General features: G+C 33.4%; 10 protein-coding genes. All 10 read left to right on the top strand.

Annotation, left to right across the window (positions count from 1 at the left end; all coding sequences use genetic code 11):
• Window positions 1–189: 189 nt before the first annotated feature.
• The 10 genes from GGR42_RS13770 to GGR42_RS13815 all read left to right on the top strand — a co-directional run bounded on the left by GGR42_RS13770 (window position 190) and on the right by GGR42_RS13815 (window position 12518).
• A complete protein-coding gene (locus GGR42_RS13770; protein ID WP_167965212.1) occupies window positions 190–1992 on the top strand; it encodes a serine hydrolase domain-containing protein in 1803 nt (600 codons plus the stop codon).
• A gap of 439 nt (window positions 1993–2431) precedes the next feature.
• On the top strand, window positions 2432–3073 hold the full coding sequence (locus GGR42_RS13775; RefSeq protein ID WP_167965215.1) for an FISUMP domain-containing protein: 642 nt from the start codon (window positions 2432–2434) through the stop codon (window positions 3071–3073).
• A 587-nt stretch (window positions 3074–3660) separates the two neighbouring features.
• Entirely contained in the window at window positions 3661–4698 is a 1038-nt protein-coding gene (locus GGR42_RS13780) for a helix-turn-helix domain-containing protein (protein ID WP_167965218.1), read from the top strand.
• 87 nt (window positions 4699–4785) lie between these two features.
• Window positions 4786–5334 (top strand): nuclear transport factor 2 family protein, encoded by a 549-nt coding sequence (locus GGR42_RS13785; protein WP_167965220.1) that lies wholly within the window; start codon window positions 4786–4788, stop codon window positions 5332–5334.
• Between the two features lie 39 nt (window positions 5335–5373).
• Window positions 5374–6891: a serine hydrolase gene (locus GGR42_RS13790; protein ID WP_167965223.1), complete on the top strand. Its 1518-nt coding sequence runs from the start codon at window positions 5374–5376 to the stop codon at window positions 6889–6891.
• A 3-nt stretch (window positions 6892–6894) separates the two neighbouring features.
• Window positions 6895–8364 carry a serine hydrolase domain-containing protein gene (locus GGR42_RS13795; RefSeq protein ID WP_167965225.1) on the top strand — a complete coding sequence of 490 codons (1470 nt, stop codon included), beginning with the start codon at window positions 6895–6897 and terminating at the stop codon, window positions 8362–8364.
• Window positions 8365–8811: 447 nt separating this feature from the next.
• Window positions 8812–9510 (top strand): hypothetical protein, encoded by a 699-nt coding sequence (locus GGR42_RS13800; protein ID WP_167965227.1) that lies wholly within the window; start codon window positions 8812–8814, stop codon window positions 9508–9510.
• Between the two features lie 227 nt (window positions 9511–9737).
• Window positions 9738–10415 carry a DUF4386 domain-containing protein gene (locus tag GGR42_RS13805; RefSeq protein ID WP_167965229.1) on the top strand — a complete coding sequence of 226 codons (678 nt, stop codon included), beginning with the start codon at window positions 9738–9740 and terminating at the stop codon, window positions 10413–10415.
• Window positions 10416–10657: 242 nt separating this feature from the next.
• The gene (locus GGR42_RS13810) at window positions 10658–11740 is read left to right on the top strand and encodes a serine hydrolase domain-containing protein (protein WP_167965231.1); all 1083 of its coding nucleotides are present in this window, start codon (window positions 10658–10660) and stop codon (window positions 11738–11740) included.
• Between the two features lie 199 nt (window positions 11741–11939).
• Entirely contained in the window at window positions 11940–12518 is a 579-nt protein-coding gene (locus GGR42_RS13815) for a hypothetical protein (protein ID WP_167965233.1), read from the top strand.
• Window positions 12519–12597: the final 79 nt, after the last annotated feature.

Consider the following 12597-nt stretch of genomic DNA (forward strand, 5'->3'; position numbering starts at 1 on the left):
CACAACAATGTATAAAAATAATATTGGTTTAATCGCTAAATTGAAAGTAAATAAATATAAAAAAGGTCTGTGTTTAACCGAAAAGTTAGTGTATGCAAATCCGCTACTTTTCATATACTAGACCGTTACAAACAACCTCGAGGCAGTAACAAAAAGAATAATAAATCGTCATTTTTTAAACTATTATAAATGATTAAACTGGTAATTTTAATTCTGCTCCTATTCTTATCTAATATCTCAGCCGCACAAGACAATGAAACTTTAGATGGAAAGTTAAAAAAAGCTGTTACAAACGAAAATTTAACTGGTGCTGTATGGTCAACTATTAGTGATGATATAGTTACAACTGGAGCAATAGGCTTAAAGAATGCAGATACAAAAGAAATTTTAGAAAAGAACGATAGAGTACTAATTGGCTCAGTGACCAAAACCCTAATTGCAACAGGTATTCTTCGTTTAGTAAGCCAAGGAAAACTGGACATTGAATCCCCAGTTTACAAAATTTTACCCAACATAACTTTTGATAACCCTTGGAGAGAAGATAATCCTGTTACGATAAGAGACTTATTAAATCACACTTCAGGAATTGAAGACTCCAGATTTTGGCAAATATTTAGTACAAAATCTACTTCTTCTACACCTTTAGAATATATTTTTTCTAAAGACCCTTCTGTACTGAAAGTGAGAACCTTACCTGGAACTCGATTTTCTTATTCAAATATGGGATATTCATTCTTAGGTTTAATTATTGAAAAAACCACTCAGGAACCCTATGAAACCTATTTGGATAAAAACCTTCTTGTTCCTTTAGGTATGAAAAACAGTACTTTTCAATTTACAACTCAAAAAGGAGAGCATATTGACCAACACTTAGCTATGGGACATTTTGAAAATGGAACAACACAAGAGAACATACCTATGTTTTTACGTCCAGCAGGTCAATTTACCACAACTGCAAAAGATATGGCTCAATTCGCAAAATTCTTAATGAGTGAGGGGACTATTAATGGAAAGTTGTTTATTGATAAAGCACTTTTAAATCAAATGGGGAATCCGACATCAACAGAATCTTATAAAAATGGATTGAAATCAGGGTATCAGTTTGGACTTAGTTACAGAGATAGGTATGGTGTTGTAGGGAAATTTCATCGTGGAAATACAATTGGTTACAGAGCAACATTCTATTTATTTCCTGAACAAAAAAAAGGTTTTTTCATCAGTTATAACTCGGATAGTGAAACTGCAAATTATGAGAAATTCAATACGATTTTTATAAATCACTTAGGAATAAATAAACCTAAAAAGTTAAAGATAAAAGATAGTTTACCATCAAATATCAAAGATTTTCATGGTTATTATAAAATGAATCCCTTTCGATTCGAAATGTTTGCGTATTTAGATTTACTTTTTAATTCAATAAAAGTAGAGCAAGAAAATAACAAATTGATTGTTCAATCTATTCAAAACGAAACTAATTCTCTTTTACCAATTGGGAGCAATTTATTCAGAAAAGAAGATAGAGTTAAGCCATCTCATGTTTTTTACAAAAACGGAAGTGTACCAATAATTAGCGATGGATTAGTAACCTACGAAAAAGTTAACATAACTTATTTAGCTTTAATGTGGCTAAGTCTTATTCTGGGGTTAACAGGTATATTCTTTATTTTGTTTCGTGGATTCTATTTACTGTTTAAGAAAAAACTGTTTAAAAACAAGCAGATAATAACGTTTCCTTTTTTATCCATTTTAGGGCTTTTAATTCCTTTTCCTTTTCTTCTAAACCAATCATTTCTTAATTTAGGTGATGTCACTTTTGCGAATGTTTTGTTAGCAATTGTAACAGGTTTTTTACCAATAGCAATGATTTTGGGGAGTAAAAAAATAAGGAGAAACAGAATACTAACTATAGATACAGTCGGAATTTTATTTGTCTTACAATGGACAATTATTTTAATTTATTGGAGTGTCATACCTTTTAGATTATGGGCATAAAAAAGGCAGTTTGTAACAATGTATATAAAAAATAGGCGAAATAATAGTAAAATAGAGCTTTATGGCTCGTATCAAAATTTGTGCTTAACTGAAACTTTCGTGTTTCGAAATCACCTACTTTTCATATACTAACCGATGATGTCGAATTATTCATTGATTTTTATTGTTTTTAAAAGTATTCATCGGTCGCTGCGCTCGGTGGCACGGCAAATTTTATTCCCAATAACGCAAAATCCATAAGATACGGCTACTCTGTGGCCTTCTTGAGGCCTGTTATTTGGGACACGATGCCCAAAAAAAAGACAGGTTCCCAAACAACAGTCATGCGATTTTGCTATATTTCCTTAAAATTAGCCGCCAGCGCTCCAACCCGCACACTGCTTTCGCAGATGTCTTCCATAGCGCGGCGTTGGGTGCAATTTTTAAAAAGCCTTTTACTATGATAAAACAGCACATTTTTATAGTACTTTTCGCCTTGCTTTTTACACAAGCAGGAATTGCCCAATCAACTGGAACGTTTACGGACTCTCGTGATGGGCAAACGTATAAAACTATAAGCTTTGAAAATACTACAACGGGCAAAACCGTTGTCTGGCTGGCTCAAAACCTAAACTACAAAGTAGAAGACAGTTACGCTTATGATGATGACGAGAGCAATCGCGACGAACTTGGATTACTTTACACTTGGGAGGCAGCTAAAAAAGCATGTCCAAAAGGTTGGCATCTGGCATCGGATAGTGAATGGTCTATGCTTGTAAATAAGTTTGGCGGAACCGACGAGGCTGGTAAAGTCTTGAAAAGCGAAAAAGGTTGGAATGAAGACGGAAACGGTACTAATAGCAGCGGGTTTAATGCACTTCCAGGAGGTCAGCGCACACCCAATGGCAGCTATCGGGTCAAAGGTATTCTTGGTCTCTGGTGGTCGTCCACACCCACTGGTGAAGAGGGCAAAGCGTGGGAATGGAACTTGCATTATGGTGGACCATCTAGTGTTAAACCACATAAATCAAATAAATTTAAAGCGTTCCGTTTCGATGCCAATATTCTTGGCGGAATGTCAGTTCGTTGCGTCCGGGATTGACATATCTAACAAACGTCTGGCAGGTGAAAACAAAGAAATTGTATTAATAACGCAACACTTGGATAAAAAAATTGCACCTAACAAAACCTATAAACAATGCGGGTTTCGGGCTTTACCATAGGTTTGTGTATTTTTATGAAGTCCGCAAAATCGTTGGGATTTTGCTATAAGACAAAAAAAAATAAAACCAAAAGATTCTGCTATGTGTGTGACGGAAAGCAAACGCCAGTTTGCCCCCGTACTGTTCATAGCTAGACCGATGATGTCGAATTATTCATTGATTTTTATTGTTTTTAAAAGTATTCATCGGTCGCTACGCTCGGTGGCACGGCAAATTTTATTCCCAATACCGCAAAATCCTAAAAATACGGCCACTATGTGACCTTCTTGAGGCCTGTTATTTGGGACACGGTGACCAAAAAATGACAGGTTCCCAAACAACAGTCATGCGATTTTGCTATATTTCCTTAAAATTAGCCGCCAGCGCTCCAACCCGCACACTGCTTTCGCAGATGTCGTACATAGCGCGGCGTTAGCTACAATTTTAGACTGACGAAAATTTGAATTAATTCTTCAGATACATAAATATGAATATTGAAAGCCAACTTATTTTCTTTTTTAGTGCTCTTGGAGCCTTTAACGGCTTTTTCTTAAGTTTTTACTTTGCGTATAAAGCAAAGAAATCTGGAGTGCAATCAAATTATTTTTTAGCATTATTATTATTAGTTTTAAGTATAAGAATAGTAAAGTCTGTATTCTTTTATTTTGTTTCTGGATTGTCAACCACATTTCTTCAAATTGGTCTTTCTGCTTGTTTTTTAATAGGTCCATTTTTGTTTTTATATATCCAATCTCAAATTAGAGAAACCAAAAAATATGGTTGGCTACTTCACATCGCGCCATTTCTATTAATCATCACAGTAGTGGGCATTATATTTCCTTATTGGTCAAACAGAGAATTATGGTCGACCTATTTCTTAAGAATAATATATCTACAATGGTTAGCATATATCATTCTCTCTGGATTTATGTTAAGACCAGTCTTCAAAAAATTGTTTCATTCGTCTGAAAAATTTCAAGATAAAGATCTATGGCTCACTAGTATATTTTTTGGAACCACTTTTATTTGGATAGGTTATTTTGTGGCATCATTTACATCATACATAGTAGGAGCATTATCTTTTTCATTTATTTTATACCTAATTATTTTAGTTTTAACTTTCCGAAGAAAAAAAACAACATTGTTTTTTGATGAGAAAGTACGTTATAAAAACAAAGAAATTGATACCATTGTTGTAGATGAAATTTCAAACAAACTCAAGCTCGTTCAAGATAAAGCACTTTTTAAAAACGCTAATATTAAACTTGCAGATGTGGCAGCAGAATTAAACACATCGCCACACACCTTATCTCAATATTTAAATGATAACTTGGGTAAATCATTTTCTTTATTTATTAATGAATATAGAATTGAAGAAGCAAAAAAACTACTACTATCAAATGATAATTTCACCATAGAAGTTATAGGTTATGAAAGTGGCTTCAACTCTAAATCAACATTCTTTACAACCTTTAAAAACATAGTAGGAATCACACCCTCGGCCTACCAAAAACAAGGGGAATAATCCCAAATTATAATTCCGAACTTCTAGATTATAATAGAAAACCTCTAACTACAAGAGTTTTTTCATTTTGCACCAAAACTAATAATTATGTGCAAATTAAATTTACTATTATTAAATGTTATTTTTCTATTAGCGATACCATTATTAAATGGGCAAAATTCCTCGAAATCATTATTTAAAAAACAACTCGAAATTAGTTTTCTAAATACATCTTTAGATGAAGCTAGATTTGATAAAAGTTATATTCCAGAAGATAAGTTACATTATGAATCTATAATTGATAGTGAAGAAGAACAAATTAAAAAGGTTCTTAATCATTATATTGAAGGAACTGCAAATGGAGAACCTGAACGTTTAAAAGAAGCCTTCCACGAAGACTTCAATTTGTATTTTGTAAAAAACAATGACTTAGAAATTTGGTCTGGAAAGCATTACATAAGTAATGTTAAACAAGGCATTAAAAACGATAGGCAAGGCAAGATTCTATCAATAGATTATGATGGAGATGCAGCTATGGCAAAAATAGAAATTAAGATGCCTAGCAGAAAATTAAACTTTATAGATTATTTAATGCTTCTGAAATTGGAAGGCAAATGGAAAATAATTCATAAAAGTTTTACAAAAAGACAAGCTTAAAAATAATAAGACTATCAACGAATTAAAAATCTATTCAATATGAAAACAATATTAAATATATCATTATTAGCAACACTTATATTATGTATAAGTTCTTGTGTGCAAGAAAAAAAATATAGACAAAAATCTCTTGTTGGACTGGATTCAGAAATTGAAAATCTAATTGCAGAACACCACGCTGCTGGAATTGCAGTAGCTGTTGTAAAAGGCGGAAAAACCATATACACCGAAGGTTTTGGGTATCGCGACTATGAAAACAAACTGGCTGTAGACGAACATACTGTCTTTGGCATAGGGTCTTGTACCAAGGCATTTACTGCTAGTGTTTTAGGCACTTTACAAGATGAGGGGAAATTAAAGTTTACAGACACCCCAAATACATACTTACCCAATCTAGAATTTTATAACCAAGGAATGAATGATTCTATTCAGATCAAGAATCTTTTAACGCACAGTACAGGGATAAATAGCTGGCCGTCAGAATCTACAGCTATATTATTTATTACGCCAAACAAATATGATCTTATCCCCAGAATTAAACAAATAAAACCTTTAACGGGCGTAAACAAAAGTTGGATCTATAATAATTTAATGTATTCAATTGCAGGAATGGTCGCCGAAAAAGCTTCTGGAAAAAGCCTAGAAAACCAGTGGCAAGAAAAAATATTTAATCCGCTGGGAATGAGCAATAGTTATGTAGGCTGGGAAGAAGCATCAGAAAACAAAAACTTCTCACATGGGTATGCTGTAGATAGTATTACACCAAGCAAAGTTTTGCAAGAAGATATGGCTACAAGAGGAGCAGGTGGCGCAATTTATAGTTCTGTAAATGATATGTCAAAATGGATGCAATTATGGCTTAATGAAGGTGAATATGATAACAAACAGATACTCTCGAAAAAATATGTGCAATCTGCCACCAGCTTTTTAAACAAATTACCAGATAATCCAAGAGACAGTTTAAATCCTGTGGATAGATATTATGGCTATGGTTGGGGAAATTGGATTCATAGAGGGTATAAACGTGTAGAGCATTCAGGAGGGACTTCTGGTTATGTCTCTAATGTAGTCTTATATCCAGAAGAAAAATTAGGCATTGTTGTTTTATCAAATCAAACAACAACATCCCTATCCTCAATGATTACTAATCGTATTGTGGAGCGTTTATATCCAGAACTAAAAGAAAACAAACTAGAAACCAGGTTCGGACAAACATTTACTATTGCTCCTGCAGATACGCCTACAATACAAAACCCAAAGAATAGACCCTCTTACGAACTGTCTAAATTAACAGGTACATATATGCATCCAGGATTTGGAGAATTTAAAATTTATTTAAAAGACAAAACACTTTTTGCAGATTTTCCATTAACTACCTTTAGGTTAGAATATACGGGAGATAATACATTTATTGATCATCATACCACTCAAATACCTCTTACTTACTGGAATTTTATGAATTTAGTTTTTCAAGAAAATACTGAGAACAACACCATAAACAGTGTTTCTATAAATCTAGATGAAGAGCCTGTAATATTTACTAGACAAAACAACTAACTTATGAAACCAAAAAAGACACTCACAGTATTTTTATCTGCTATGCTACTTATTCTTATTACGTGCATTACGTGCGAAACCAGTAATGCACAAAGCATAACGCAAGAGATTAATAATTTTGAAAACACTCTTTTACCACCTATACTAGTATCTAATGAACCTGTCAAAAAATTCAACCTATTAGACAGAATGAAACATCATAATATCCCTGGAGTAAGTATTGCGGTTGTAAAAAATGGTAAACTTCACTGGGCAAAAGGGTATGGAAAACGCACCGCAGGAAAAGAAGCCCTAGTAGATGATAAAACTTTGTTTCAAGCGGCTTCAGTTACTAAACCATTTGCAGCATTGGGAGTATTAAAATTAGTTGAAAAGGGGGAAATAAAACTAGACGTAAATGTAAATAACTATTTAAAAGACTGGCAAATACCAAATAACGAATTTACAAAAAAGGAAAAGGTAACAGTTAGAAGATTGTTGTCTCATACAGCTGGAATTAGTGGTCACGGATTTGATGGGTATCCTCAAACGGAAAATATACCAACTACAATAGAAGTTTTAAATGGAGAAGGAAATTCGCGTAGTGTAGTTGTAGATAACATTCCTGGGGAAGTATGGCGTTATTCTGGTGGAGGGTATGTAATACTCCAAAAACTAATAGAAGATGTTACGGGTTTACCCTTTGATGTTTATATGAATACTGAAATATTAGAACCATTACATATGACAAGTAGCACATTTCAACAGCCCTTAGATAGAACGATTTATAAAAATGTAAGTTCTGCACATACTAATGATGGAAAAGTCGTAGTTGGTGATTGGCATAATTATCCCGAAAAAGGAGCAGGTGGATTATGGTCTACTCCTACAGATATTGCTAAATATTGTATTGAAATTCAAAACATCATGGCAGGAAAAGAAAGTGTTCTTTTGAAAAAAGAAACCATAGAACAGATGCTTACAAAAGGGTTAAATAACTGGGGATTAGGTGTTAGAATTGATGGAGAAGGAGACTCATTAAGATTTGCTCACGATGGTAAAAACGAAGGATTCTTTGCAGATTTTTTAGCTTTTGCCCATAAAGGTAGCGCTGTCGTCATACTAACAAATGGCAATACCGGAACATTAGTTAAAGAATTGTTAAAGTCCATTTCTAATACTTACAACTGGGATACACACCACCAAAGAACGGTGGATGTCGTAGCCGTTTCTTCTGAAAAGTTAGCGGATTATACTGGAAGATATCTTTGGACAGATAGACCTAGTTCTAATTGGATTATAGAATTAGTTTTACAGGATGAAAAACTGCACTTTATTGCTTCAGGATTTCCAACCAATATACTAACACCGCAAGGCAACAATAGATTTATTGACATAGAAACTGAAGTAGAAGTACATTTCAAAACTTCTGATTTAGGTATAATAAATGGACTAACGTGGAGAGGACGTTTTAATTTCGAGAAAGTGAACTAAAAACTGTAGCTAACAAAGAACTGAGGTGAAAAACAAACAAATTCTTCCTTGATTAGAATTAAACTTAAGAAGAACTGAGGTGAAAAACAAACAAATTCTTCCTTAATCAGAATCAAACTTAAGAAGTGTATAATTCATTGATTTTTATTGTTTTTAAATGTATTCATCGGTCGCTGCGCTCGGTGGCACGGCAAATTTTATTCCCAATACCACAAAATCCAAAAGATACGGCCTCTATGTGGCCTTCTTGATGGCCTGTTATTTGGGACACGGTGCCCAAAAAATGACAAATTCCCAAATAACAGTCATGCGATTTTGCTATATTTCCTTAAAATTCGCCACCAGCGCTCCAGCTCGCACACTGCTTTCGCAGATGTCATACGTAGCGCGGCGTTGGCTGTAATACTGAATAAGAATTTTTTTTTAAATAATATTATTATTAAATATATGACTTCAAGAACTACGATTAAATTAATATTTCTTCAATTATTAATTTTTTTTTCGACAAAATCATTTTCTCAAAATTCTGAAAAATTTTACAACCACCAATCAGCAGCGATTGAATTAGATAGTATATCGAAAAGAGTTAAGTCAGGATTGCCGTATCAGATAAATCCAACCTTAATACAGTATATTTATGAGCAACAAGAAAAATTTCCAGAAATACCAGAAGATTCAAGTTCTAGGGTCAAAATGGGAATTATAGCACCTACTTTTACGCAAATTTCAGTAATTCTGAAATCTCAATTAATTCCACCTCAGGATTCAATTTCAAAAGAACAGGCTATGTTAGCTGCTACTACAGGATATCAATCTGTAAAAATAATTTCATTATCAAATGAATTCATAAATTCTTTAGATGAAGATTCTTATAATTACAAAACCCGTTTGAGAGGATTTAATCAAGGAGTCAAAGGGCTACAGGAGTTTCTTTTAGGCTACACTACAATGACATTTATAGAAAATCAAAACGAGAAAGTAGATGACATATTAATTTCAAGTCTTTTAAATTTTGCTCCAAAAATTATCAATGAATTTCCTTTAGATAAAAAGGAAAATACAATTGATTTACTTAAATCATCAATTGAAGGAGAAGAGGATATACGCTTAATGAATGAATTCAATAATTTTATTAAATCGTTGTAATGGAATGTACTATTGCTAACAACGCATAAAATTAATTGCTTGGTACAAGCTTGCTTACGAAAATCCTCGCGGATTTTCTATTCGGTTTGTATTTCATTTTGACCAGTCCTAAAAAAAAGTGTGCAAAACATTAATATATAACATTACATATTGTAATTGTTAGTCAGTAACAATATTAGTTTTTGGTCGTCGCTATTTTATATCATCACAAAGTAAAACTTAAAATTATGACTGAAAATAGTGAGCAAAAGGAAATACAGAAGCAAGCCAAAATTGTAGGATTCACCTATTTGGTAACGACTTTAATTGGTTTTTTAAATAATTTTTTGATTAAACCTGGCTTGCATAAAACTGAAACACTGCTGCAATCAGAATTTCAATTTAGGATAGGTGTGATGTTAGATGTATTAATGTATGCCCTCGTAATGTGGATGGCTGTAGCACTTTATCTACTCACAAAATCTATTCACAAAAATCGAGCTATACTTGGATTTGTTTTTAGAGCAGCAGAGGCTGTTATTGGTTTTGTAATTGTACTAATATATTTAGCCCCTTTAACCATTTTAAAGAAAGCTGGGAACTATCATTTTAATGATGACAATCTTCATTCATTAGCATCTGTATTTTTTAACATATACAGTATGGGTTCTAATCTTCACCTAATTTTAATGAGCATTGGTGCAATTATATTTATGTCGTTATTACAAACTGCTTCGTACATACCAAAATGGCTGGGTTATTGGGGATTGCTTACCTACGTGACTGTATTATTAGGCTTTTCATTACAAATACTATTGCCTGAATTTCCTCGTAATCTTATGATGGTTATGGCTCCAGGCGCCTTGTTCGAACTAATATTTGGAATATGGCTTTTGGTAAAAGGAGTAAATCTTAAGAAAGTTTGAAAATTATTCAAGGATTTTTATTGCGAGAACGGAATAAAAACGAAAACACAACAACGGCTATAATTCATTGCGGCAGAATTTCCCTCCGGAAATTCTTACCTTGCAATGAAGGTTTGGTAATATCGGAATAGTCCTAGGGGACAATTCCACAACGAAACCATAGCCAAACCGATGATGTCGAATTATTCATCGGTCGCTGCGCTTGGTGGCACGGCGTTACCTACAATATCAAAAACTACTATATGAGACCTATAATTGTATTATACCTTTTATTCTTCGTATACACGGGTCAAGCACAGCTGACAGACAAATTAAAACCATCTATCTCAGGACTATCAACAATCAGTCTGGAAAAGGCGGGATTTCATAAGGATTCCATTCTCAATCTTTTATCTCTTATAAACAATACTCCTCCCAATGACTTCCGAGGACTTGTAGTTATTAAAAACAATAAAATCGTATTAGAAGAATACTTCAATACTTATTGGAGAAATTCTATTCATGATATTCGATCTGCTGGTAAAAGTGTAACAGCACTGTTATTGGGAATCGCATTAGAAGAAGGATTAGTCCAAAATCTAGATCAAAATGTATATTCGTTTTTTGATAAAAGCAAATACCCAAATATTAATAAGGATTACAAACAGGTTACACTGCGACACCTACTGAATATGTCATCAGGACTAGATGCCGACACAAATAATCCTCAAACAACCGGTCATGCCGTTAACTGGATTGCAAAGGATAATTGGCGTGATTTTCTTCTTCAGGTGCCTCTAACATCTGTACCTGGAAGCAGATATATCTATGCTGACATCAACCCTCTTCTTATTTCGTCAATTATAGAGGAAACCTCTGGAATGAGCCTAAAAGATTTTGCGAAGAAAAAACTGTTTAACCCTTTGGGTATTGATCAGGTATATTGGTATACGAATTCAGCCGGTCAGACTGGAGCCGCTGGTAATTTATATATTTCAACCTTGGATTTCGCCAAATTGGGTGTTCTGGTTGCAAATGAAGGACGTTGGGGAAATAGACAAATTATCAATCCCGATTTTATAAGAAGTTTATATGAAGAAACTTTTGATCTCACTCAAGACAATCCTTATTCTGATGGATATGGCATGTTGTGGTATAAATCACACCGTACTTTTGGAGTTAACAAGTTGGATTATATCTACGCATCTGGTAACGGAGGTAATCTCTTAATCGTCGTCCCTGAAATAGAAATGGTGATTGCATTAACTTCCAGTGCATACGGTCCAGGGATTGGTCATGGAAGATCATATACTATCATGAGCAAAATTTTGGCCTCTATTAAATAAGTTTAACTCATAATAATACTGCAGCTAACAACGTGTAAAATTACTCATATCAATTCTATTGTTTTTTTAAAGGAATTCATGTGTTCGCTCCACTCGGAAGGCAAGGTTCAATTGTCCCTTAAAAACAAGTGAATAAATTCACTATTTTTAAAAGCCAGAACCTCACTACGTTTAGCGGGGCGTTGTAAACAATTTAAAAATGAAACTAACTTTAATAAAATTCATAGAAAAGAATATTTCAGGAAAAAAGGTTTTAGGTCTTTTTATCTTGACCAATCTTGTTTACACCTTTATGCTGACTGTTACAATTCCCAACACAATGGAATTCTCTAACGGAATGAAATTATTGGATATGATGCCCACAGGATATGATTTGAATTATGTAAGTGAATTATTCACTTCGCTTGGAGAAAATGGACGTTTGACATATCTAACCAACCAAATACCTGTTGATATGATTTATCCACTACTATTCGGACTTTCTTACTGTTTGCTTTTGGGATATTTCTTAAAAAAAATGAACAACTTAAATTCCCCATATATTTATCTCTGCCTAATACCGATAATTGCCGGAATTGCAGATTATTTGGAAAATATCGGAATTATCACAATGCTTAAAAACTATCCAGAATTGAAAGAGACTGCAGTTTATACAACTAATATATTTTCAGTTATAAAAAGCATTTCAACAAGTATATTTTTTATTGCATTAATAGTAGTCTTAATAACACTTGGAATTAAAGTATTAAACAGAAAAACAAGTGCTAACACCGTATAAAATTAATTGCTTGTTTTAGCCAATTTACGAAAGTCCTCGCGGACTTTCTATCTGTGATTTATTTTCTAATTTTAGTGCT

The organism is Saonia flava, from assembly GCF_011927795.1.
In the GTDB taxonomy this organism is placed as follows: domain Bacteria; phylum Bacteroidota; class Bacteroidia; order Flavobacteriales; family Flavobacteriaceae; genus Saonia; species Saonia flava.

Coding starts and splice junctions, on each gene's coding strand:
- GGR42_RS13800 (WP_167965227.1), top strand. CDS start 8,812: ATGACTTCAAGAACTACGATTAAATTAATATTTCTTCAATTATTAATT.
- GGR42_RS13775 (WP_167965215.1), top strand. CDS start 2,432: ATGATAAAACAGCACATTTTTATAGTACTTTTCGCCTTGCTTTTTACA.
- GGR42_RS13815 (WP_167965233.1), top strand. CDS start 11,940: ATGAAACTAACTTTAATAAAATTCATAGAAAAGAATATTTCAGGAAAA.
- GGR42_RS13785 (WP_167965220.1), top strand. CDS start 4,786: ATGTGCAAATTAAATTTACTATTATTAAATGTTATTTTTCTATTAGCG.
- GGR42_RS13770 (WP_167965212.1), top strand. CDS start 190: ATGATTAAACTGGTAATTTTAATTCTGCTCCTATTCTTATCTAATATC.
- GGR42_RS13780 (WP_167965218.1), top strand. CDS start 3,661: ATGAATATTGAAAGCCAACTTATTTTCTTTTTTAGTGCTCTTGGAGCC.
- GGR42_RS13795 (WP_167965225.1), top strand. CDS start 6,895: ATGAAACCAAAAAAGACACTCACAGTATTTTTATCTGCTATGCTACTT.
- GGR42_RS13805 (WP_167965229.1), top strand. CDS start 9,738: ATGACTGAAAATAGTGAGCAAAAGGAAATACAGAAGCAAGCCAAAATT.
- GGR42_RS13790 (WP_167965223.1), top strand. CDS start 5,374: ATGAAAACAATATTAAATATATCATTATTAGCAACACTTATATTATGT.
- GGR42_RS13810 (WP_167965231.1), top strand. CDS start 10,658: ATGAGACCTATAATTGTATTATACCTTTTATTCTTCGTATACACGGGT.